Here is a 21,336-nt window from a genome sequence, read left to right as displayed (position 1 = left end):
ACGGAACACCCCTTCGCGCCGAACCGCGGCCGGCTTGCCCCGAAAGGATCTTGACCAGATCTGAACCCCGACCAGACCCCGACCCGAGACGCACGGGCAACAGTGACAGGAGATCACGGGAGGGGGCCTCATGGGCTGGGGCATGGGGGTGCTCATGGTCGTCGCCACGGTCGCCTTCTGGGCGATCGTGCTGATGAGCGTTCGATCCCTGTTGCTCCTCGGGCGACCTGCGATGGGGCGCTGCCCCGGAGCCCCCGACGAGACCGAAGCCCCTGCCCAGCGGCCGCCGCTTCGGACCGGCTCCTCCTCCCCGTCCCGAACAGCACCCATCGAAAGGCACGCATGACTGGCATGTCCCGACGCACGCTCCTGATCGGCGGTCTCGGCCTCGGCGCCGCAGCCCTGGCCGGCTGTTCCGCCGCGCCGTCCGCCGGCCCCGCTCCCTCCACCGCCGGGCCGATGCCGACGCTCCTGCCGGCGACCCCGAGCCCGGGCCAACGCGTCGTCGAGCAGGTGCTCACCGCGAAGCCGGTGACCCTCGACCTCGGCGGCACGACCGTGTCCACCTGGGCTTACGGCGACACGGCCCCCGGCCCGCTGGTGCGAGCCACGGCCGGCGACTTCCTGCGGGTGCGGCTGGACAACCAACTGCCCGCGGAGACGACCATCCACTGGCACGGGATCCGCTTGCACAACGCGGCGGACGGGGTGCCCGGCATGACCCAGGACCCCGTCCCGGTCGGCGGATCGTTCACCTACGAGTTCACCGCCCCGGATCCCGGAACCTACTTCTTCCACCCGCACGTCGGCGTCCAGCTCGACCGCGGCCTGTACGCCCCGCTGATCATCGACGACCCCCACGAGCCCGGCGCCTACGACGCCGAGTGGGTCGTCGTGCTCGACGACTGGGTCGACGGTACGGGACGCACCCCCGACGACGTGCTGGCGAAGCTCATCGCCGACGGGGGCCCTGCCTCCCGTGGTGGCATGGGCGGCATGGGTGGCATGGACCACGGCGGTCACGGCGGCAACGCCCTGCAGCCGTGGGGCGACGCCGGCGACGTGACCTATCCGTACTTCCTCGTCAACGGGCGGGTGCCCGCCGCGCCGGCCTCGTTCGACGCCAAGCCCGGCCAGCGCGTGCGGATCCGGTTGATCAACGCGGCCTCCGACACGATCTTCACCGTCGCCCTCGGCGGCCACCGCCTCACCGTCACGCACAGCGACGGCTTCCCGGTCGAACCGCAGGAGGTCGACGCCCTCTACATCGGGATGGGGGAGCGCTACGACGTGGTCGCCACGCTCGGCGACGGAGTGTTCCCGTTGGTGGCGCGGCCCTTCGGCAAGACCGAGGGCGGGCAGGGACTGGCGCTGCTCCGCACCGGATCGGGCGACCCGCCCGGGCCCGGCACGGTTCCCGCGGAGTTCAACGGGCGGATCCTGCTCGCCACGGACCTGCGTCCGGACGAGTCGGTGAAACTGCCCCCGCGATCGCCTGATGCCACCGCGCTGCTCTCGCTGGAGGGGTCGATGCGCCCGTACCGGTGGGGAATCAACGGCGCCCCGTTCGGGCAGAACGAGCCCCTCACGGTGCGGGAGGGGCAACGGCTGCGGCTCAACGTGATGAACATGACGATGATGACGCACCCGTTGCACCTGCACGGGCATACGTTCGCGCTCCCGTCGGGGCTGCGGAAGGACACCGTGCTGCTGGCGCCGATGCAGTCGATGGCACTCGACCTGGACGCCGACAATGTCGGCGACTGGATGATCCACTGCCACAACATCTACCACGCCGAGGCGGGGATGATGATCGGCCTGCTCTACCAAGGGTGAACGGGAACGGTGACGCGTCCTTGACGGTGATCCGGGGGGGCAACGCGCGTCCATCGAACGATGGATGCCGCAGCGTTGAGCGCCTGACGGGGGTCCGGCGAGCATGGTGGTCATGCTCGTGATGGCGATAGTCCTGATAACTGCTGCGCTCGTTCTCTACTCGTCGGGGGTGTGGTGGGAACGCAGGGTCGGCACGCTCCGCTGGAGTCATGTGGGCCTCTTCGGCGCGGGGCTCGCCCTCGACGCCTCGGGGACCGCGCTGATGACCCTCATCGCCAGAGCGGACGCCGGACGTCCCGCCGGCCTCAGCGGCGCCCTCAACACCATCATGGCGGTCACGGGAGCGGCCGCCCTCGCCCTGATGGCGCTCCACCTCGCCTGGGCCGTGGCCGTTCTGCTCCGCAACCGCGAGAACGAGCGGCTGGCCTTCCACCGGTTCTCGCTCGCCGTCTGGGGCCTGTGGCTGCTGCCGTACGTCACCGGGGCGCTCGGCTCCGCCGCCTGAACCGTGCTCCACACCACCGTCCTGAAAGGAACCCCCATGCTCTCGAAGCTGTTCACCTCGGCCGCCGTCTGGACCGGACTGGGGCTGGCCTCTGGCCTGTTCTACCGCGAGTTCACCCGCCAGACCGACTTCACCGGCGTCACCCAGCTCTCGGTCGCACACACCCACGCGTTCGCGCTCGGCACCACGGTCCTGCTGGTCGTGCTGGCCCTGGCCAAGGCGTTCTCCCTCGACCACGATCGCCGCCTGCGCCTGTTCCTGCTGTTCTGGAACGCCGGCCTGACCCTCACCTTCGGCATGATGCTCGTCAAGGGTTCACTGCAGGTGCTCGACGTCCCCTTCGCGACCTCGCCGATGCTCGCGGGCGTCTCCGGGTTGGGCCACATGACGCTCGCGGGGACGTTCGTCCTGTTCTTCCTGATCCTGCGCCGGGCGCTCAGGACGGACGCCGCGGTTCCGGCAGCCGCGGCGTCCGACCTGACGATCGGGTGACACCGCTACGGTGAGCCGGGAGGAGGGAGCACGATGAGCGCGACGCCCCAGTCGTCCGTGGCAGCCGGGCTGCTGCGGGTCGGTCAGAGCGCCCTGTTCGTCGTGCTCCTGCTCATCGGTGTGGCCCGGGGTGCCCTGGCCGGCGGCGGCTGGCCGCTGTACGGAGCCGGCGCTGCCGTCGCGGTGCTGTTCGGCGCGGGGCTCCTCGCCCACCGCCGGATCGGGTCCACCGGCCGTGCCGTCTGGGTCGTCGCCCTGCTGGCCGGGGCCGCCGCCCTGATGTTGCTGTCCCCTGACTTCGTCTGGCTCGCGTTCCCGGTGTGGATGTGGGTCGCCCACCTGCTGCCCCTGCCCGCGGCCCTGGCGCTCACCGCGGTCAGCGTGACGGGTGTGATCATGGTGTTCCACCAGCAGGGCCAGTACTCGACCGCCGCCGTGCTGGGGCCGATCATCGGCGCGCTGGTGGCGGTGGGCCTGTCCCGGGGTGCCCTCCGCCTCCAGCGCGAGGGCGAGGAGCACCGGCGCCTGCTCGCCCGGGTGCTCGCGTCGCAGGCCGAGGCCGCGGCGTTGTCGGACGAACTGGTCCGTGCGCAACGGGACGCCGGCATCCTCGCCGAACGCACCCGGCTGAGCCATGACCTGCACGACACGATCGCGCAGGGCTTCTCCTCGATCCTGCTGCTGGCCCGCGCCGCCGCCCGCGAGCCCGACCCGCAGCGCGTCCAGGACCTGTTGGCACAGATCCGGGCGGCGGCGTCCGACAACCTGGCCGAGTCGCGGCGCATCGTCTACGCGCTGGCGCCCGAGGACCTCGCCGCGGGCGGACTCGCCGCACCGCTGGCCCGGATGACCAGCGAACTGGCCGGCCAGCTCGGCATCGAGGTGACGCTGGACGTGGACCCACTCCTGCCCCGGCTCGCGACCGCCAGCGAGGTCGCCCTCCTGCGCGCGGCGCAGGGGGCGCTCGCGAACGTCCGCCGGCACGCGGGGGCACGCCGGGTGGGCGTCACCGTGACCCGGGTCGACGCGCAGGTCCGCCTCGACGTGGTCGACGACGGGGTCGGGTTCGACCCGGCTTCCCTGGCGGAGGTCGGACCCACCCTCGACGGCGGCTACGGCTTGAAGGCCCTGCGCGCCCGGCTCGCCTCGCTCGGGGGTGGGCTCGCCCTCGAGAGCGAACCCGGGCGCGGCACCGCCCTGTCGGTCACGGTGCCGTTCGTGCCGGCCACGGGAGGGACTCCGTGATCCGCGTGTTGCTCGTGGACGACCACCCCGTCGTCCGTTCTGGCCTGAAGGCCCTCCTCGACAGCGAGCCCGCCGTCACCGTGGTGGGCGCGGCCGCGTCCGGGGAGGAGGCGCTCGCGCTCGTGGCCGAGCTGCACCCGGATGTGGTGCTCTGCGACCTGCGCCTGGGCTCGGGCATGGACGGCGTCACGGTCACCGACACGCTGCGGCGCGACGGCGCACGGCCGGCCGTGCTCATCCTGACCACCTACGACAACGACAGCGACATCGTGCGCGCGGTCATGGCCGGCGCGGCCGGGTACCTGCTGAAGGACGCCGAACCCGAGGTGATCCTCCAGGGCATCAGGGACGCCGCCACCGGCCGCTTGGTCCTGTCACCCGACCTGGAGCGGCGGGTGACCGACCGGATGGTCCGCGGCGTCCCGCACCTCAGCGACCGCGAACGCGACGTGTTGCGCCTCGTGGCCGACGGGCTGGCCAACAAGGAGGTCGCCCGCGCCCTCCACATCTCCGAGGCCACGGTCAAGACCCACCTCGTCCACATCTTCGGGAAGCTTCACGCCGACAGCCGGACCTCCGCTGTCGCCGCGGCCCGCACCCACGGGCTCCTCGCCTGACCGGTACGGCGACCGTCGGGCTCCCGCCCGGGAGGAGTGCCCAGCGTCTAGGCTGAGCGGACCGGACCGCCATCGGGTTCCCATCGGTTCCGGTGAAGGGAGACTCATGCTCAGCGGTTCCTTCCCGGACGGGTTCCTGTGGGGCGGGGCGACCGCGGCCAACCAACTGGAGGGCGCGCACCTCGCCGACGGCAAGGGACTCTCCATCCAGGACGTGATGCCCCGCGGCATCGTGGGTCCGCACACCGAGGGCGACGTGCCGCTCAACCTCAAGCACGATGCCGTCGACTTCTACCATCGCTACGCCGATGACATCGCCCTCTTCGCCGAGATGGGCTTCACGGTGTTCCGGTTCTCGATCGCGTGGAGCCGCATCTTCCCCCACGGCGATGACGAGGCCCCCAACGAGGCCGGGCTCGCGTTCTACGACCGGGTCCTCGACGAACTCGAGCGGCACGGGATCGAGCCGCTGGTCACCCTCAGCCACTACGAGACGCCGCTGCACCTGGCCAAGGCCTACGACGGTTGGACCGACCGTCGGCTGATCGGGTTCTTCGAGCGCTTCTGCCGGGTCGTGTTCGCCCGGTACGGGCACCGCGTCACGTACTGGATCACGTTCAACGAGATCAACTCGGTGCTGCACGCCCCCTTGATGTCAGGTGGCATCTGGACGCCGAAGGAACGGCTCAGCGCCCGGAACCTGCACCAGGCCGTCCACCACGAACTCGTCGCCTCCGCGCTGGCCACGAAGCTGGCCCGGGAACTGGCGCCCGGCGCGCAGGTGGGCTGCATGATCCTGGCCATGCCGACGTACCCGCTCACACCGTCCCCGGGCGACGTGCTGGCCGCCCGTCGGCTCGAGCACGAGAACTACGCGTTCGGCGACATCCACTGCCGCGGCGAGTACCCCGGCTACCACCTGCGGGCGCTGCGGGAGCAGGGCGTCGAACTGGACATCACCGACGAGGACCGCGCGCTCCTGCGCCACACCGTCGATTTCGTGTCCTTCAGCTACTACGTCAGCCAGTGCGCCACCGACGACCCGCAGGGTGCGGAGCCGGGGGTCGACCTGTTCGCCGGTGTCAAGAACCCGCACCTGCCCGAGACGGAGTGGGGCTGGCAGATCGACCCGGTCGGGCTGCGGGTCGTGCTCAACGACTACTGGGAACGCTGGGGCAAGCCCCTGTTCATCGTCGAGAACGGGCTCGGCGCCACCGACGCGCTGGTCGTCGTCGACGGCGTCCCGACCGTCGAGGACGACTACCGCATCGACTACCTCCGCGACCACCTCGTGCAGGTGCGCGAGGCCATCGCCGATGGCGTCCACCTGCTCGGCTACGCGTGGTGGGGGCCGATCGACCTCGTCAGCGCCGCGTCCGCGCAGCTGTCCAAGCGTTACGGGTTCATCTACGTCGACCGCAACGACGACGGCACGGGCACCCTGAACCGGTACAGGAAGAAGTCGTTCGGGTACTACCGCGACATCATCGCCAGCAACGGCGCCGTGCTCACGGACCCCTGAGCGTCCAGCTCCCGGCGCAGCGCCCGCCAGACGTGCTGCTCGGGGGCTCGCGCCCGGTCATCACGCGACGGTGAAGGTGCGGGAATCCCGGTCCGGCGGGCGCGTCGACTCACCGCCGGAGGGGTCTGAGTCGTGGACCTCGAAGACGTACGAACCCGGCGGCAGCGTGAGCGTGAGCTCCCACGGCGCGAATGCCTGGCCCTCGGTCGTGGTGACGAAACCCTCCTGGATCACGGTGCCGTCCGGGCGCATCACGCGCCAGGGAAGCGTGGCCTCGAACACGTTCGCCTCGCCGGACAGCCGGACCGGTGAGGTGACCGACTCCGCCTCGCCCGGCGAGTCGATGCCGACGAGCAGTCTCACGTCGAGCGCGTCCTGCCGGGTGAGGGGTTCATCCCAGGACAGGTGCCCCCAGGATGCGGGCTCGCCCTCGATGGTCGCCAGGACGGGCGCCGTGGGATCCACCGCGCCGGTGACGGTCCAGACCAGCTGCTGCACCATGATGGCCTCGCCGGACGCCCCGACGTTGGCTCCCCGAGCCTCACCCGACAGGTTCACCGAGATGACGCCGGCGCGCTGTTCGATGCCGAGCACGCGGGTGTCCTTCGGCCATGAACTCAGGTAGTCGGGGTCGTGCGGTCCGGCGATCATCCCCTCGACCGCGCCCCGCGCGTCCGCCGCCTCGCGCCGGGACTCGCGGACCAGCCGGAAGCCCCGCGTGGTGTCCACGACGAAGTAGACCAGTCCCATCGGGGCGGCCGGTGTCGGCGTGATGATCGGGGACGGCGACGGGGAGGTGGGGGAAGGTGTTGCGGAGGACACCGCCGTGGGGCCCGCGGTGGGCGCGGGAAGAGGGGCCGGGGAACACCCCGCCAGGAGCAGCATCACGGTCGCGACGACGGGCCAGTGGGGGGCCATGGCATGCCTCCTCCGAGGAGCGTTGCGCCATTTTATCGTGCCGGGGTGCCTTGCGGGTGGGTGCCTTCAGGCAAGCAGGATCCGGGTGAGGTGCCGTGCCGCCTCGGGGATGTCGTCCGGGAGCGGTGTCGCCCCCCGGACGCCTGCCGCTGCGGCCCCACCCGCCCACACCGGTACCGACGGTGCGGCCAGCGCCTCGACGACGAGGGTCGCGGCCGCGGCGTCCTGGGGGGAGTGCGCAGCCACCACGGCGGCGCGCGGACGCTGGACGAGCGCCGCGGAGAGCCATTCCTCCGCCGGAAGGTCGGCCCCCAAGTAGAGCACGTTGGGGCCGAGCCGGCGCAGGCAGGCGGCGAAGGCGTAGAGCGCCAACTGGTGGCGGGACCCGGCCGGGAGCCCGACGAGCACCGTCGGCCCGTGGGCGTCCGCGGCCACGTCGGCGAACGCGGACGCCACCGCTGTCATCAGGCCGGCGGAGGCGAAGTGTTCCTGCGCCACCGAGACCCGTCCGTCCGCCCAGGCGTCCCCCAGTGCACGGAGCTGGGGGATGAGCCATGTGGTGACGACGACTTCGAAGTCGGACGCCGCGAAGGCCGCATCGATCGTCTCGCGCAGTCTCGCCGGATCCAGCGAGGTCGCGGCGGCGACGAGGTCGGGGGTGCCGGTCCGCTGGGCCGCCTTGCGCGAGCCGGCCAGGCTGGCGGCCGCCTGCGCCGGTCGCATCCCGCACTCGACGCGGGCGGCCATCTCGCGGAGCATCGCGATCTGTGTGGGATCGTAGAGCCGGTAGCCGCCCTCGGTCCGCTCGGGTGCGATGACCCCGTACCGCCGTTCCCACGCACGCAGTGTCGCAGTGGGGATGCCGGTGAGTGCCGCAGCCTGGCTGACCGTGTACACCCTTCCCTCCTTCGCGAGGCGTCGGTGAAGAGCTTATACAAACATTGGACGAATGTCTTGCGTGGCGTGCATGTGCGGTCTACCGTGGCGGAGAAAGTTGTACAAACATTGGACGGAGCCATGACGAGCCATCCCACTCACCCCCGCCACGAGGTTGCGCCATCACCCGTCGGCGACGATGTCGTCCTGCTCGACGAGCGGGCTCGCCCGATCGGGCGAGCCGACCGGCGCCGGGTCCACACGGACGCCACGCCGCTCCACCTGGCCTTCTCCACGTACCTCTTCAATGCCCGGGGTGACGTCCTCGTGACCCGACGCGCCCTGGGCAAGGGCACGTGGCCCGGTGTCTGGACGAACTCGGCGTGTGGCCACCCGCGCCCGGGGGAGGACATCGAGGCCGCGGCCCGACGCCGCATCCGGGAGGAGCTGGGCCTGGTGGTGGGACCCCTCATCCCGCTCCTGCCCGACTTCCGCTACCGGGCCACGGACGCCTCCGGCATCGTGGAGAACGAGGTGTGCCCCGTCTACGCCGGGTTCGTCGCCGGCGAGGATCCCCGGCCGGACCCGGCCGAGGTGGCCGACTGGGCCTGGGTGCCCTGGGAGAGCCTCACCGCCGCCATCACCGCGACGCCCCACGTGTACAGCCCGTGGGCGGCGCGTCAGGTGCCGCTCATGGTCGCCGCGATGGCGTCCGGAACCTCGTTCGGGCGCCACTCGAGCCCCGACCCGGACGCCGTCCACCGCGACGTGGACTCCCTGCTGGAGGGCGAGCTCGCGGCCCTCGCCGAGGACTGGGAGGAGTTCTCCGCAGGCCTGGGGGTCGATGTGCTGCGCCAGGACCTGCCCGGATGGTTGCGCGGCCTGCTGATCGGACGGGGCAAGCGCGTCCGCACCACCATGGCCTACTGGGGATTCATCGCCGCCGGCGGCGTCCACGGCGAGGGTGGGTACCAGCACATGGTCCGGGCGGCGGCCGCCGTGGAGCTGCTCCACCTGTTCGCGCTGCTCCACGACGACGTCATGGACGAATCCGACCAGCGCCGGGGGCGCCCCTCGGCCCACGTCGAGGCGACCGGGTGGCACCGGGACGCCTCGGCCCTGGGGGACGGCGTGGTGTTCGGCCGCAACCTGGCGATCCTGCTGGGGGACCTGGCCCACGCGCTGGCCGACGGCCTGGTCGACGGGCTGCCCTCCGCCATGCGCGCAGCCTGGCGCGACCTGTCGGTGGAGTTGATCGCGGGCCAGCGCGCCGACCTGACCGGCGCGGCGTCCGGACGTCGCGACCGCCGGCACGCCGAGCACGTGGCCCGCACCAAGTCGGGCCGCTACACGGTCACCCGCCCGTTGCACCTGGGGGCCACGGCTGCGCGGGCACCCCAGGAGGTCCTGGACGCGCTCGTGACCTGCGGTGATCACCTCGGCTCGGCCTTCGCGCTCCGCGACGACCACCTGGGCGTGTGGGGCGACCCGGAGCTGACCGGCAAGCCGGCCAGCGACGACCTCTACGAGGGCAAGGCGACCGTGCTGCTGTCGCTGGCCCGCGAGCACCTGACGGGAGGGGCCGCTGACCTCCTGGAGCGCGTGGGCACACCGTGCTTCGGCCGCGAGGACGTCCCCGCCCTGGCGGACGCCCTGCGTGCGGCCGGCATCGACGTCATGCTCGAGCGCCTGATCGCCGACGAGGTCCAGGCGGGGTTGGCGTGCCTGGAACGGGCGCCTCTCGCCGAGCCCGGCGTGGTCGGCCTCACGGACGCCGCCCGCACGATCGCCTGGCGGTCGGCGTGACGGCACGGGGTGGGGCGAGCGCCCGGCCGGGCGGCGCCGGCCGGCACACCGTCGTCGTCGGTGCCGGCCTGTCCGGACTGGCCGCCGCCCTGCACCTGGCGGGCGGGGGACACCGCGTCACGATCGTCGAACGCGAGTCCGTTCCCGGCGGGCGCAACGGCATGCTCGAGCGCGACGGGTTCCGCTTCGACACCGGACCCACCGTGTTCACGATGGTCCCGCTGCTGGAGGAGGCGTTCCGGGCGGTGGGCCGCACCGTCGGGGACTACGTCACCCTGCAGCTGCTCGACCCGGCCTACCACGCCTTCTTCGCCGACGGCTCGCGCCTGCTCGTCCGCCCCGGGCACGAGAAGATGCGCGAGGTCATCGAGGCCGAGAGCGGCCCGAAGGACGCCCGCGCGTTCGACGACTTCGTGGTGTGGTTGCGTCGCCTGAACGACGTGGAGCTGCCCCATTTCATCGACACCAACTTCAACTCCCCGCTGGGCCTGTTCCGCTCGCCCCGCGCGGCGGCGGAGCTGCTGCGGCTGGGGGGATTCAAGCGTCTCGGGCCCGAGGTCTCCCGCCGGTTCTCGGACGAACGCCTCCACCGCGTGTTCAGCTTCCAGGCCATGTACGCCGGCCTGGCACCCGACCAGGCGCTGGCCCTGTACGCGGTCATCACGTACATGGACTCGATCGAGGGTGTCTGGTTCCCGGAGGGTGGCATGCACGCGGTGCCGGCGGCGATGGCGCGCGCTGCGCGGGACGCCGGGGTGGAGATCCGCTACGAGGCGACGGTCGACCACGTCACCCGCGCGGCCGGGGGCCGGGCGTCCGGCGTGCTGCTGGAGAGCGGCGAGCGGCTGGCCGCGGACACGGTCGTGGTGACGTGCGACCTGCCGGTGGCCTACGAGCGGCTCCTGCCCGGGGTGACGCCGCCGGTGGTCGTCCGCCGCGGTCGCTACTCGCCCAGCGCGCTGGTGTGGCACGTCGGCGTCCGCGGTCAGCTGCCCGAGGCGACCGGTCACCACAACATCCATTTCGGGCACGCCTGGTCCGACGCGTTCACCGACCTGCTGGTGCGCGGCGTCCCCATGCGGGACCCGTCCCGCTTCATCGCCGTTCCCTCGGTGGACGACCCGGGGGCGGCGCCGACGGGGGCCCACACCCTGTACGCGCTCGAGCCCGTGCCGAACATGGCCGTGGGGCGTCTTGACTGGGGTGTGGAGGGTCCGCGGCTGCGGGACCGGTTGCACGCCTTCCTGGGTGACTTCGGGTACCCCACCGACATCGTCACCGAGCAACTCGTCACCCCTGCCGACTGGTACGCGCAGGGAATGGCGGCCGGGACGCCGTTCGCCCTGGCCCACACGCTGCCGCAGACCGGGCCCTTCCGGCCACGCAACGTCGACCGGCGGGTGCCCGGCCTGGTCTTCGCCGGCTCCGGCACCACGCCGGGTGTGGGCATCCCGATGGTGCTCATCTCGGGCAAGCTCGCCGCCCAACGCGTCCAGGAGATGGACCGATGACCGACCTCGAAGCCGGCTACCGGCGCTGCGGCGAGCTCACGAAGCAGTACGGCACGACCTACTACTGGGGGGCTCGCCTGCTGCCGCCCTCCCAGCGCCGCGACGTGTTCACGGTGTACGCGCTCTGCCGCCTCGCCGATGACATCGTCGACGAGCCCGGCCGCGTCGACCTGGCCGTCCCGCAGGAGGGGACGCCCGCGGAGCGGCTGCACGCCTTCCGCGCCACGTTCTTCCGGGCCCTCGGCGCGGGCTCCGACGAGCCGGTGATGGCCGCGATCGTCGACAGCGTCCGGCGGCGGGGGATCGACCCGGAGTGCTTCGAGCGGTTCTTCGCGGCCATGGCGACCGACCTGGAGCGCGACACCTGGGAGACGTGGGAGGAGCTGCGGGACGGCTACATGGAGGGCTCGGCGGCCGTGATCGGCGAGATGATGCTGCCGGTGCTCGAGCCCTACTCCGCCGAGGCGAAGGAACCCGCGCGGGCGCTGGGCAACGCGTTCCAACTCACGAACTTCCTGCGTGACGTCGCCGAGGACCTGGATCGGGGGCGGGTCTACCTGCCGCAGGCAGACCTGCGACGCCACGGCGCCGACCCACGGCTGCGGACCGTCACGCCGGCCTGGCGCGCGATGATGGCCGAACAGGTGGCGCGCGCCCGCGCCCTGTACGCACGGGCGGAGGAGGGCCTGCCCCTGCTCCCTCCCGCTTCGCGGCGCTGCGTGGGGACGGCCCTGGTGCTCTACAGCCGCATCCTCGACCGCATCGAGGCCGCCGGTCACGACGTGTTCGGCGGGCGGATCCGTGTGCCGGACGCCGAGAAGCTGGCCGTGGCGCTGCGGTCGGTCACCGTCGGGGTGCCGCGCCGCTGACGGCGCCGGACGTTCCTCGGGGCGGTCCCGGAGGGGGTGCCGGCGACCCTTGACACGTTCTCCCGGACGGGGAAAATCTAACCAGTTGCCCGTCCGGATGGCCGAGGGGGCCAGCCGTGCACGGTGCAGACCGGCGAGGGCGGGTTCGCACCCGTCCATGACACTGACGGAGGGAGAATCGTGTACCCGGCCAAGGATGCGCACGAACTGGCGATCCTGCTTCGAACCAGCCGTGACCTCGACATCGTCGGCGACGTGACCGCCACCGTCGCGGGCCCGTCCGACCTGCTCGCGTGGGCGCTGGTCCTGTCCCGACCGGAGGTGGTCGCCTGGCGGGCCAAGGATTCCGGCCATCGCTACCTGCACGTCACCGCGGCTCGCAACCGGTCCCCGGTGCGTGGACGGGTCACCGCCGTCCTGGACTGCGAGCAGCACCGGGGCTTCTGGTCGGCGATCGGCCTGGACGACCTCACCCACGGCGCACGCAGGAACCTGGGAACCGCGGCGCTGTCCGCGGCGTGGGACCTGATGCCCCTGACCCCGCGCGACACCGGCCAGGCGGCCCCTCCCGAGCCCCCGGTCGTCGATCAGGACGTCGATCCGGGCCGGGAGGACGGTGCCGGCGGCTGACCGGCCGCCTCAGCGAACGGGACGGGCCAGGATGCCCCGCAAGGGCACGGTCCACAGGTCCTCGCCCCGAACGCCCCAGCCGCGGAGCAGCTCGTTGGCGGCCAGGAAGCCCGTGGTCGCGGCACGCTCCATGAGCGCCACCGGGTGGTCGCAACGCACCCAGTCGCCCGCGAGCACCAACCGGGGCGAAGGCGTCCGCACGCCGGGACGCACCTCCCACGGCTCCGGCGTGATGAGGGCGCAGTCGTCGCGGACCAGGACCTCCCGGTGCTGCACGGCGATCGCACGCGTCTCGGGGAACACGCGGTGCAGTTCGTCCTCCAGCGTGGCGGCCACCACGTCCGCCGCGGCCGGGTCGGACGCCACTTCGGGGGCGCAGGCGTAGGCGTGCAGTTCGACCACCGAGCCGCCGGTCGTCCGGGCCCAGTCGGCGGCGTCGGCCTCGAAGCGCTCCAGCACCGACACGTTGTCGAGGGGGCCGTACCCGGTGGTGCCCAGGAAGGCGGGGCGGTCGGCGTCCACGGAGTGCTCCAGCCAGAGCCGGACGACCACGAACGGGGGCGCGTTGCGCGTCGCTGCGACGGCGGCCCGCCAGGCGGGGTCGGCGTCCGGCAGGGGCGCGATCAGCTCCCGGGCGGAGCGCGGGTCGGCCGCCAGGACGCAGGCGTCCGCCTCGACGAGGTCGCCGGAGACCCGCGCGGTCACCCGGTCGACGCCGATCGCGAGGTCGCTGACGGGGGCCCCCGTGCGCACCGTGACGCCGAGGCCCCCCAGGTGGCGGGCCAGGGGTGCCCACAGGGCGGTGTCGTAGTCGTCGTCGGGCACGTCGAAGAGCAACCCCTCGGCGGACCCGAGGAAGTAGGTGTGGAACATCGCCACCAGTTCGCCGGCGCCGAACTCGCGCGGGTCGGCGAAGAAGGAGCGGGCGAAGACCTCCAGGGCCAGGGCGCGCGCCGCGGGCGGGAAGCGCAGCCGATCCAGGAACGCCGCTGCGGACTCGCCGTCGTGGGCGGCGTGGGTGCCGGGGAACCGAGTCCTGAGCAGCTCGAGGGCCGCGGGCACGTTGACCCGGGCCAGCGTGGCGAGGGTGAACGAAGGGCTGCGGCGCACGAACTCCAGCACCGACCACGGCGGCGTGGTGGGCAGGCCGGTGAACGAGTCACGCAAGCCGTCGGGGCGCTGGAGCGGATAGTCCTCGACGGGGGTGAGGAAGCCGAGGTCCGGGTCGACGCGACGCAGCAGGGCGCGCAGGTTGTAGTACTGCCGGAAGAAGGCGTGGAAGCCCCGGCTCATCGTCCGCCCGTCGGCCAGCGGCCAGGCGGCCACCCGGCCGCCGAGCCGGTCGGACGCCTCGGCCAGGGTGACCCGCACGCCGCGTTCGGCCAGGACCGTCGCCGCGGCCAGCCCCGCGATGCCGCCGCCGACGACGAGGACGTGCCGGCCGGGATCCGCGCGTGCGGCGCCATCCGGGGCGGGGTGGTGCACCGCGCGCCGGTCGCGGCCGGGGAGGGCGCTGCGTGGTCCGGGCCGGCTCATGCTGCCTCCGGGGTGCGCGTGCGACGCCCGAGGTGCTCCCACACCAGGAGGGTGAGGGTGACCATCACCCAGCCGAAGCCGAAGTCCTCGACCGGGATGTCCCAGGGGAAGCGGACCCCCGCGTGGTGCGCCGGGTTGTAGAGGACGATCGGGTCGCTCAGCTTGGTCAGCCAGCCGTCGACCCAGACCTGGAAGAAGAAGACGATCGCGATGGCCAGCCAGTACTGGAACCGGCGGAACAGTCCCGTCCGCAGCCAGAGGAGTTCCACCGCGACGAGGGCGGGGACGGCGAGCAGGGTGAGGGCGGTGTACTCAGGCATGCGCGTCCTCCTTCCCGCCGCGGACTTGCCCGAGGACGGTGCCGGCGGCTTCGTAGGTGAGGAGGCCGCACACCGGGATCACGAGGAAGAACACCAGTTCCTCCAGCGGCATGGGGCCCAGCATGACGCCGGTCGTGAACCGGGGGCTGTAGGACCAGTGGTCGCGCACGATCCCGAGGATGTCCCAGGCCGCGAACACGACCAGCGTCGGCAGCATCGCCAGCGCCAGGCGCACCGGCCGTCGGTAGACCCGAGCCCGCAGCAGGAACTCCAGGGGCAGCGTGATCAGCACGCAGGCGGCCATCAGGGCCAGGTACTGGTAGCGGTCGTCCATCAGGGCCGTCTCCTCGCGATGGTGGCCGATGCCTCGAGCCGGAGGCGGAGGCCGCGCAGCGTGTAGCCGGCGATGAGGTCGTCCCAGCCCAGCATCGGCTCGTCGAGCAGGACGGGGTCGCGCGCCAGCAGGCGGGTGAGCAGCACGTCGGCCTCGAGGACGGCCAGCGGCTGCCCGGGGCAGCGGTGCGCACCGTCGCCGAAGCTGAGCACCGCCTCGTTGACGCCGGCCGGCAGGCGGCGGCCGGGGCACAGGGTCAGCGCGTCGGCGCCCACCGCCTCCGGGTCGGCGTTGGCCTGCCGGACGGCGACGTCGAGCAGGTCCCCGGCTGCCACCGCCCAGGTCCGGTCACCCTCGGTCAGGGTGAAGGGTGCCGTGGCGCGCCGGTACAGGTGCCCGACCACGGGTTCGAGGCGCAGGATCTCGTTGAGGATCGCCAGCCGCTCCGTCCGCTCCGCGGCCCGGTAGCGGTCGGCCAGGGCGTCGTCGGCCAGGAGGTGCCAGGCGGCCATCGTGATGAACTCGCGGGTGGTCACCATGCCGGCGGTGCCGTAGGTGAGGCACTCGACGAGGATGTCGGCGTCGGTGTAGCCCTCGGCGATGAGGTGGCTGACGATGTCGCCGGCCGGACGCCGCCGGCGCCGCCGGATGGCCGGGCGCACATCGGCCAGGTGGAACCGGACGAGGGGGACCACGCCGTTGGCCGCGGCCAGGGCCCACTGCCGCGGCGTGCGACCCAGGCGCGGCAGGGCCAGGTCGAACGGTGGCTGCCGGAAGAACGAGACCAGCCGGCGGGCCAACGCGGGCACCGGTGATTCCGTCAGGCCCACGACGTGCCCGGTGACCTCGACCGCGTAGAGCAGGGCCAGGTCGTCCAGGGCGAACACCTCCCGACCCCGTCCGTCGAGCAGCGCGTCGGCCCGGCGCTCCATCAGGGAGAGGTAGCGGTCGGCGACCACCGCAGGGGCCAGGAACCGGGCCACCCTGGTGCGTTGTTCGTCGTGCAGCGGGCCGTCGGAGATGAGGATCGGGTGGTGCCGCAGCCACCCCTGCGGGATCCACTCGGCCGTGAACCCCGCCTGCGTGGTCTCCCGGCGAGCCCGCAGTACCTGGCGCGCGACCGCAAGGGACCGGATGCGCCACAGGCCGCCCTCCTTGGCCACGCGGGGCACCTCGCGCTCGTCGGCGCGCGACGCTCGGCGGCTCGGTGCAGGCGCGGTCACGAGGGCTCCTTCGCGGTCGGTCGACCCCCACCGTAGCGCGCAGGTCCGCCACTTGTACAATGTTTGTCCAATCCCTACGCTGGCCCCATGAGCGCGATCGTCTGGCTCCGTCGCGACCTGCGCCGAGCCGATCTCCCCACCTTGGCGGCGGCCCACGACCGCGCCGCCGGGGGCGAGGTCGCGGTCTGCTTCGTCCTCGACCCCGCTTTCCTCGACACGGCGGGCGCCGCCCGCCGGGCGTGGCTGGCGGCGACCCTGCTCGCGCTGCGGGAGGCCTACGACGGGCGCCTGACGCTGCTCCAGGGCGAGCCGGACACGGTGCTGCCGGCGTTCGCGGAGGCTCGGGGGGCGGGGTCGGTCCACGTCTCCGCCGAGACCGAGCCCGCCGGGGCCGCGCGTGATGCACGGGTCCGGGCCGCGCTCGCCCGGGTCGGCGTCACCTGGGTCGAGACGGGCAGCCCCTACGCGGTCACGCCCGGACGGGTCCGCACGCGGGAGGGGAAGCCGTTCGAGGTCTTCACCCCCTTCGCCAGGGCATGGCGCGGGCACGGTTGGCGGGCCCCGGACGAGGAGCCACCCGGCCTGGTCCTCGCTCCCGCCGCTCCCGCGGACGACGCGTGGGCCACCCTCGAGGCGGCGCTGGAGGGGCCGGGCGTACCCGCGTTGCCGCCCGCCGGGGAGCAGGCCGCGTTGGAACGGTGGCACGCGTTCCTGGGCGACGGGCTGGCGGGGTACGCGACGGGTCGCGACCGCCCGGACCTCGACGCCACTTCCCACCTCTCGCCGTACCTGACGTTCGGCGTCCTGCACCCGCGCACGTTGCTGGCCGACCTCGAGGCGTACGGGGGGCCGGACGCCGAGCGGTTCGTCACCGAACTGGCCTGGCGGGAGTTCTACGCCGACGTGCTGCACCACCACCCCGACAGCCTGACCGCCGACCTGCGGCCCGCACTGGCCGGCATCCGGTACGAGGACGGCGCCGACCTGGTGGCGGCGTGGCAGCAGGGGCGCACGGGCTACCCGCTCGTGGACGCCGGCATGCGCCAACTCCTGGCGACCGGCTGGATGCACAACCGGGTGCGCATGGTGGCCGCCAGTTTCCTGACCAAGGACCTGCACGTGTGGTGGCCGGTCGGCGCCCGGTGGTTCCTGGACCACCTCATCGACGGCGACCTCGCCTCGAACACGCACGGGTGGCAGTGGACCGCCGGCACCGGGACCGATGCCGCCCCCTACTTCCGGGTGTTCAACCCCGTCCTGCAGGGGCTGCGCTTCGACCCCGAGGGTGACTACGTCCGCCGGTGGGTCCCCGAGTTGGCGCACCTGGCCGGGGCGAGCGCCCACGAGCCCTGGGCCGTGGGGGACGGCTACGCGCACGGCTATCCCGAGCGCATCGTGGACCACGCCGCCGAGCGGCGCGAGGCGCTGGCCCGGTACGCCGAGGCGCGGGGGGCGGTGGGGTCGGGTGCCTGAGCTGAGGGGCGCACCCGTGGGCCGCCGCGGGCCGCTGGCCGAACTGCACGCCTTCTTCCGGGCCTCGCTGCTCAGCCCCGTGGGGACGCGCCTCCCCGAGACGCGCGCGCAACAGGTGCGCCGTCGCGTCGTGGTCGCCGTCACGGTGCTGGCCGGTGCGCTCGCCCTGGGCTGGGCGCTGGCCATCCGCCCGGGTGACCCGTTGTTCTACGGCGCGGCCCTGGGCGTGGCCGGCCTGTGGGGCGCCGGGGCGCTGGCGTCCGGACCCCTGCGTCTGGGTCGGGGCCGCACCCGCTCCGGAGGGGCGAGCCGCGGCGTCCTCCAGGGGCTCATCCTGGGCGCGATGCTGTTGGCGGTCTTCCTCGCCGGCGCCTTCGTCATCGCGCGTGTTCCCCTGCTGCGGGCGCCGGTCGACGACCTGCTGGACCACGCCCGCGTCGGTTCGGTGTGGGTCGTCGCGGCGATCACCGTCCTCAACGGCATCGCCGAGGAACTGTTCTTCCGGGGAGCCGTCCACGCCGCGATCGGCCCACGGTGGGACCTCCTCGGCTCCACGGCGCTCTACACCGCCTCCACCCTGTTCACGGGCGTGCCGCTGCTGACGTTCGCCGCGGCCTGCCTCGGCCTGCTCACCGCGGCCCAGCGCCGCGTCACCGGTGGCGTCGCCGGACCCATCGCCGCACACCTCACCTGGTCGCTCGGGATGCTCTTCCTGCTCGGCCCCGTCCTCACCCTGGGAGGCTGACCATGGCCAGAACCGCACTCGTGACGGGCGCCACCGGCACCATCGGCGGCGCCCTGGTGCCCGCCCTGCTCGACGAGGGCTGGGCGGTGCGCGTCCTGACCCGCCACCCGGACGCGCTGGACGCGGCCTGGCGTGGCCGCGTCTCGGTGGCCGAGGGGGACGCCGCCGACGCCGCCCTCCTGGGCCGCGCCCTGCACGGGGCCGACGTGGCCTACTACCTGCTGCACTCGATGGACGCCCGCGGCGACTTCGTCGCGCGGGACCGGGCGCTGGCCACCGGGTTCGCCGACGCGGCCCGTGCCGCCGGCACCGGCCGCATCGTCTACCTCAGCGGCCTCCACCCCGGAGGCCACCTCTCCCCACACCTGGCCTCCCGCGTCGAGGTGGGCGAGATCCTCCTCGATTCGGGCGTCCCGACCGCGGTGCTGCAGGCGGGTGTCGTGTTGGGGGCGGGATCGGCGTCGTTCGCGATGCTGCGCCACCTCACCGAACGGCTGCCGGTCATGGTCGGCCCCCGGTGGCTGACCAACCGCATCCAACCGATCGCGTTGGCCGACGTCGTCCACTACCTCGTCCGGGCGGCCGACCTGCCGCCCGAGGTCAACCGCACGCTCGACATCGGGATGGACGAGGTGCTCACCTACGCCGGCATGATGCGGCGCTACGCGCGGATCGCCGGGCTGCGGCCCCGCCTGGTGGCGACGGTGCCGGTGCTCACGCCTTGGCTGGCCTCGCACTGGGTGGGGCTGATCACCCCCGTGTCCGCCGCCATCGCCAAGCCCCTGGTGGGGAGCCTGATCCACGAGGCCGTCCGCCGGGAGACGGACGCCGCCGACCTGCTCGGCGACCCCGCCGGCGGGCTGCTGGGGTACGACGAGGCCGTCCGGCGTGCTCTCGCGGGCGCCGACCCGAAGCGGTGGGGGCGGAGGTTCGCCGTTGTCGGGGCCGCTCTGGTGGCCTGCGCCCTGGCCGGAGCCCTCTCCGCCCTCGTTCCGGCCCGACCGCGGCACAGCCCCGAACCGCGACCCGAGAGGAAGGCGGACGCCCGGTGAGTCGCTACTCCTCGCGGTCCCACGCGCGCGCGACGGCCACGGCGCCGATCGCGGACCCGTCGGTGCCGGAGACGACCGCGAAGGTCATCGTCACGTAGATCTTCTCTCCGGCGGGCCCCACCGCGCGGGTGTGCCGGGCACGGCCGTCCGAGGCGAGGTGCCCGCTCTCCATGGCCGTGAAGAAGCCGCGATCGTGGGAGCCCTGCAGGCGCTCGGGGATCATGATCTTCACGTCCTGCCCGATCACCTGCTCGGCGGTCCACAGGAACAGGCGCTCGGCGAAACCGTTCCAAGCGCGGATGATGCCGTCGCTGTCGATCACGATGATCGCGTCGCCGGCATGGTCGAGTGCTGCGGCCTTGAGGGCAACCAGGTCGTCGGTCATGTCCCCGATTGTCCATGAGAAGGCATGGACGCGCACCCTGACCGCAGGGAGGGGCCGCCTCAGACGGCTCGGCCCGCCTGCGCATTGCGCCAGAGGGCGACGCCGACCGGGATCAGCGACACGGCGACGATCCCGACGGAGATGACCTCGATGTTGTTCGCGATCCACGTGACGTCGCCCAGCCAGACGCCCGCGAGGATCAGCACGGCCGACCAGAGCGCCGCGCCGAGCACGTTCCAGCCCATGAAGTGCTTCCAGGGGTGGCGGACGGCCCCGGCGACGACGGGCAGGAACGTCCGGACGACGGGGACGAACCGGGCCAGCACGATCGAGCGCCCGCCGTAGCGGTGGAAGAACCCCTCGGCCTGCGCCAGGTACTTCGTCTTCAGCACGCGCGCGTCCTCGGTGAAGAGCCCGCGTCCGTACCGGTCGCCGAGGAGGTAGCCCGCGGCCGAACCGAGCACCGCTGCGCCGAGGACCACGCCGATGAGCAGGCTCATGTCGAGATTGAGTGCCAGGTGGAGCATGCCGGCGGTGAACAGCAACGAGTCGCCGGGCAGGAAGGGGAACAGCAGCCCCGACTCGATGAACACCATGGCGGCGATCCCCACCAGGACCCACGGACCCCAGCCGTGGAGCAGGTCGTGCAGGTTCGGGATTCCCGTCAGGGTCGGGATGAGGAGGGTTGCGATGGTCACGGGAGGCGAACCTACCCCCGGTTCCTGTGCGCGGCCTGTGCGTCGTCGGGTCAGGGGCCGGCGCTGGCCAACTGCACCACGAGGTTGATGGTGGTCGCGACCACGATCGACCCGAGGAAGAAGGAGAGGAGTGCGTGGCGCAGGGCCGTCCCGCGCAGTTCGCCGCCCTTGATTCCGGTGTCGGAGACCTGATAGGTCATGCCGATGGTGTAGGCCACGTAGGCGAAGTCCCGGTAGGTGGGTTCCTCGTCGCCGGGGAAGTCCACACCGTGCTCCGGGTCGGCCACGTGGATGCGCGCGTAGCGCAGCGTGAAGAGCATGTGGGTGGTGAGCCAGGACGCCACCACGGCCAGCACACCGATGAGGGCGTCCAGGGGTGCATCGGGCTGGGTGTGGGAGCTGGCCAAGAGCAGGAAGCCGACCCCCACCACGGCCGCCACCGAGGCCACCAGGAGGAGGACGTCACCCAGGGCTCGTCCGGTGTCCTCCCGCTGCGCGTGGGAGCGGACCTCCGCGGGGTCCATCCCGCGCACGCGCAGCCACACCCACAGGCACATGACGGCGGCCGTGGTGATCCAACCGCCCAGCGGGGCCCACAGCGCGCCCGTCCTCGCGAGCGCCAGCCAGGTCCCGAGCCCCACGGAAGCCGCGATGACGATGCGCGGGAGGGTCGAGTCGACCCAGGGCGGCGTGTTCATGGAGGCCATTGTGCCGCCAGCCGTGGAGGGCCCGGGCAGGGGGGT

The 21,336-nt window shown here is 72.8% G+C and carries 22 protein-coding genes; 13 read left to right on the top strand and 9 right to left on the bottom strand.

The window, feature by feature from the left end:
• The first annotated feature begins 342 nt into the window (after positions 1-342).
• From AC5YDA_RS05210 to AC5YDA_RS05185, 6 genes are all read left to right on the top strand, one after another.
• Positions 343-1,836, top strand: coding sequence for a multicopper oxidase family protein (locus AC5YDA_RS05210; protein WP_496189994.1), 1,494 nt, complete (start codon positions 343-345; stop codon positions 1,834-1,836).
• Between the two features lie 103 nt (positions 1,837-1,939).
• Complete coding sequence (locus AC5YDA_RS05205) at positions 1,940-2,341, top strand: HsmA family protein (RefSeq protein ID WP_496192828.1); 402 nt, start codon at positions 1,940-1,942, stop codon at positions 2,339-2,341.
• 36 nt (positions 2,342-2,377) lie between these two features.
• Positions 2,378-2,833, top strand: coding sequence for a DUF2871 domain-containing protein (locus tag AC5YDA_RS05200; RefSeq protein ID WP_496189992.1), 456 nt, complete (start codon positions 2,378-2,380; stop codon positions 2,831-2,833).
• A 33-nt stretch (positions 2,834-2,866) separates the two neighbouring features.
• Positions 2,867-4,078, top strand: coding sequence for a sensor histidine kinase (locus AC5YDA_RS05195; protein ID WP_496189991.1), 1,212 nt, complete (start codon positions 2,867-2,869; stop codon positions 4,076-4,078).
• Positions 4,075-4,695 (top strand): response regulator, encoded by a 621-nt coding sequence (locus AC5YDA_RS05190; RefSeq protein ID WP_496189990.1) that lies wholly within the window; start codon positions 4,075-4,077, stop codon positions 4,693-4,695. Before AC5YDA_RS05195 ends, AC5YDA_RS05190 begins: the two co-directional genes overlap by 4 nt.
• A 106-nt stretch (positions 4,696-4,801) precedes the next feature.
• Positions 4,802-6,217, top strand: a complete 1,416-nt coding sequence (locus AC5YDA_RS05185) for a glycoside hydrolase family 1 protein (protein WP_496189989.1) — start codon at positions 4,802-4,804, stop codon at positions 6,215-6,217.
• A gap of 60 nt (positions 6,218-6,277) precedes the next feature.
• On the opposite strand, the gene AC5YDA_RS05180 is transcribed toward AC5YDA_RS05185, so the two are convergent.
• Both AC5YDA_RS05180 and AC5YDA_RS05175 read right to left on the bottom strand, forming a co-directional pair.
• Entirely contained in the window at positions 6,278-7,135 is an 858-nt protein-coding gene (locus tag AC5YDA_RS05180) for a Gmad2 immunoglobulin-like domain-containing protein (RefSeq protein WP_496189988.1), read from the bottom strand.
• Positions 7,136-7,201: 66 nt separating this feature from the next.
• On the bottom strand, positions 7,202-8,032 hold the full coding sequence (locus AC5YDA_RS05175) for a MerR family transcriptional regulator (protein ID WP_496189987.1): 831 nt from the start codon (positions 8,030-8,032) through the stop codon (positions 7,202-7,204).
• A 120-nt stretch (positions 8,033-8,152) separates the two neighbouring features.
• Here AC5YDA_RS05175 and idi point away from each other — a divergent pair, with 120 nt between their 5' ends.
• The 4 genes from idi to AC5YDA_RS05155 all read left to right on the top strand — a co-directional run bounded on the left by idi (position 8,153) and on the right by AC5YDA_RS05155 (position 12,827).
• Complete coding sequence (gene idi / locus AC5YDA_RS05170) at positions 8,153-9,817, top strand: isopentenyl-diphosphate Delta-isomerase (RefSeq protein ID WP_496189986.1); 1,665 nt, start codon at positions 8,153-8,155, stop codon at positions 9,815-9,817.
• Entirely contained in the window at positions 9,814-11,328 is a 1,515-nt protein-coding gene (gene crtI, locus AC5YDA_RS05165; protein ID WP_496189985.1) for a phytoene desaturase family protein, read from the top strand. Before idi ends, crtI begins: the two co-directional genes overlap by 4 nt.
• On the top strand, positions 11,325-12,197 hold the full coding sequence (locus tag AC5YDA_RS05160; RefSeq protein WP_496189984.1) for a phytoene/squalene synthase family protein: 873 nt from the start codon (positions 11,325-11,327) through the stop codon (positions 12,195-12,197). The genes crtI and AC5YDA_RS05160 overlap by 4 nt, the downstream gene beginning before the upstream one ends.
• Before the next feature lie 180 nt (positions 12,198-12,377).
• A complete protein-coding gene (locus tag AC5YDA_RS05155; protein ID WP_496189983.1) occupies positions 12,378-12,827 on the top strand; it encodes a hypothetical protein in 450 nt (149 codons plus the stop codon).
• A 9-nt stretch (positions 12,828-12,836) separates the two neighbouring features.
• Here AC5YDA_RS05155 and AC5YDA_RS05150 read toward each other — a convergent pair whose 3' ends face one another.
• The 4 genes from AC5YDA_RS05150 to AC5YDA_RS05135 are packed head-to-tail and all read right to left on the bottom strand — an operon-like array spanning position 12,837 to position 16,240.
• Positions 12,837-14,363: an FAD-dependent oxidoreductase gene (locus AC5YDA_RS05150; protein WP_496189982.1), complete on the bottom strand. Its 1,527-nt coding sequence runs from the start codon at positions 14,361-14,363 to the stop codon at positions 12,837-12,839.
• Positions 14,360-14,683 carry a lycopene cyclase domain-containing protein gene (locus tag AC5YDA_RS05145; RefSeq protein WP_496189981.1) on the bottom strand — a complete coding sequence of 108 codons (324 nt, stop codon included), beginning with the start codon at positions 14,681-14,683 and terminating at the stop codon, positions 14,360-14,362. Before AC5YDA_RS05145 ends, AC5YDA_RS05150 begins: the two co-directional genes overlap by 4 nt.
• Complete coding sequence (locus AC5YDA_RS05140; RefSeq protein WP_496189980.1) at positions 14,676-15,017, bottom strand: lycopene cyclase domain-containing protein; 342 nt, start codon at positions 15,015-15,017, stop codon at positions 14,676-14,678. The genes AC5YDA_RS05145 and AC5YDA_RS05140 overlap by 8 nt, the downstream gene beginning before the upstream one ends.
• The gene (locus AC5YDA_RS05135) at positions 15,017-16,240 is read right to left on the bottom strand and encodes a cytochrome P450 (RefSeq protein WP_496189979.1); all 1,224 of its coding nucleotides are present in this window, start codon (positions 16,238-16,240) and stop codon (positions 15,017-15,019) included. Before AC5YDA_RS05135 ends, AC5YDA_RS05140 begins: the two co-directional genes overlap by 1 nt.
• An 87-nt stretch (positions 16,241-16,327) precedes the next feature.
• Here AC5YDA_RS05135 and AC5YDA_RS05130 point away from each other — a divergent pair, with 87 nt between their 5' ends.
• Genes AC5YDA_RS05130 through AC5YDA_RS05120 form a run of 3 tightly spaced genes read left to right on the top strand, consistent with a single transcriptional unit; the run spans position 16,328 to position 19,510 of the window.
• On the top strand, positions 16,328-17,713 hold the full coding sequence (locus tag AC5YDA_RS05130; RefSeq protein WP_496189978.1) for a cryptochrome/photolyase family protein: 1,386 nt from the start codon (positions 16,328-16,330) through the stop codon (positions 17,711-17,713).
• Entirely contained in the window at positions 17,706-18,458 is a 753-nt protein-coding gene (locus AC5YDA_RS05125) for a CPBP family glutamic-type intramembrane protease (RefSeq protein WP_496192827.1), read from the top strand. Before AC5YDA_RS05130 ends, AC5YDA_RS05125 begins: the two co-directional genes overlap by 8 nt.
• Positions 18,459-18,460: 2 nt before the next feature.
• Positions 18,461-19,510 carry an NAD(P)H-binding protein gene (locus tag AC5YDA_RS05120; RefSeq protein ID WP_496189976.1) on the top strand — a complete coding sequence of 350 codons (1,050 nt, stop codon included), beginning with the start codon at positions 18,461-18,463 and terminating at the stop codon, positions 19,508-19,510.
• Positions 19,511-19,514: 4 nt separating this feature from the next.
• Here the strand turns inward: AC5YDA_RS05120 and AC5YDA_RS05115 are convergent, their stop codons facing one another.
• Genes AC5YDA_RS05115 through AC5YDA_RS05105 form a run of 3 tightly spaced genes read right to left on the bottom strand, consistent with a single transcriptional unit; the run spans position 19,515 to position 21,291 of the window.
• A complete protein-coding gene (locus AC5YDA_RS05115; protein WP_496189975.1) occupies positions 19,515-19,895 on the bottom strand; it encodes a PAS domain-containing protein in 381 nt (126 codons plus the stop codon).
• 59 nt (positions 19,896-19,954) lie between these two features.
• Complete coding sequence (locus AC5YDA_RS05110) at positions 19,955-20,593, bottom strand: VTT domain-containing protein (RefSeq protein ID WP_496189974.1); 639 nt, start codon at positions 20,591-20,593, stop codon at positions 19,955-19,957.
• A gap of 50 nt (positions 20,594-20,643) precedes the next feature.
• Complete coding sequence (locus AC5YDA_RS05105; protein WP_496189973.1) at positions 20,644-21,291, bottom strand: DUF1345 domain-containing protein; 648 nt, start codon at positions 21,289-21,291, stop codon at positions 20,644-20,646.
• Between the last annotated feature and the right edge of the window lie 45 nt (positions 21,292-21,336).

Source organism: Propioniciclava sp. LT294, assembly GCF_059516005.1.
The sequence above is the reverse complement of the archived record's forward strand: the minus strand, read 5'-3'. Positions and strand labels throughout refer to the sequence as shown.

Excerpts from the sequence above, each read along its gene's own strand:
- AC5YDA_RS05150 (WP_496189982.1), bottom strand. The coding sequence starts at position 14,363 with ATGAGCCGGCCCGGACCACGCAGCGCCCTCCCCGGCCGCGACCGGCGC.
- AC5YDA_RS05210 (WP_496189994.1), top strand. The coding sequence starts at position 343 with ATGACTGGCATGTCCCGACGCACGCTCCTGATCGGCGGTCTCGGCCTC.
- AC5YDA_RS05180 (WP_496189988.1), bottom strand. The coding sequence starts at position 7,135 with ATGGCCCCCCACTGGCCCGTCGTCGCGACCGTGATGCTGCTCCTGGCG.
- AC5YDA_RS05200 (WP_496189992.1), top strand. The coding sequence starts at position 2,378 with ATGCTCTCGAAGCTGTTCACCTCGGCCGCCGTCTGGACCGGACTGGGG.
- idi (WP_496189986.1), top strand. The coding sequence starts at position 8,153 with ATGACGAGCCATCCCACTCACCCCCGCCACGAGGTTGCGCCATCACCC.
- AC5YDA_RS05160 (WP_496189984.1), top strand. The coding sequence starts at position 11,325 with ATGACCGACCTCGAAGCCGGCTACCGGCGCTGCGGCGAGCTCACGAAG.
- AC5YDA_RS05130 (WP_496189978.1), top strand. The coding sequence starts at position 16,328 with ATGAGCGCGATCGTCTGGCTCCGTCGCGACCTGCGCCGAGCCGATCTC.
- AC5YDA_RS05105 (WP_496189973.1), bottom strand. The coding sequence starts at position 21,291 with ATGAACACGCCGCCCTGGGTCGACTCGACCCTCCCGCGCATCGTCATC.
- AC5YDA_RS05195 (WP_496189991.1), top strand. The coding sequence starts at position 2,867 with ATGAGCGCGACGCCCCAGTCGTCCGTGGCAGCCGGGCTGCTGCGGGTC.
- AC5YDA_RS05140 (WP_496189980.1), bottom strand. The coding sequence starts at position 15,017 with ATGGACGACCGCTACCAGTACCTGGCCCTGATGGCCGCCTGCGTGCTG.
- AC5YDA_RS05185 (WP_496189989.1), top strand. The coding sequence starts at position 4,802 with ATGCTCAGCGGTTCCTTCCCGGACGGGTTCCTGTGGGGCGGGGCGACC.
- AC5YDA_RS05205 (WP_496192828.1), top strand. The coding sequence starts at position 1,940 with ATGGTGGTCATGCTCGTGATGGCGATAGTCCTGATAACTGCTGCGCTC.
- AC5YDA_RS05115 (WP_496189975.1), bottom strand. The coding sequence starts at position 19,895 with ATGACCGACGACCTGGTTGCCCTCAAGGCCGCAGCACTCGACCATGCC.
- AC5YDA_RS05120 (WP_496189976.1), top strand. The coding sequence starts at position 18,461 with ATGGCCAGAACCGCACTCGTGACGGGCGCCACCGGCACCATCGGCGGC.
- AC5YDA_RS05145 (WP_496189981.1), bottom strand. The coding sequence starts at position 14,683 with ATGCCTGAGTACACCGCCCTCACCCTGCTCGCCGTCCCCGCCCTCGTC.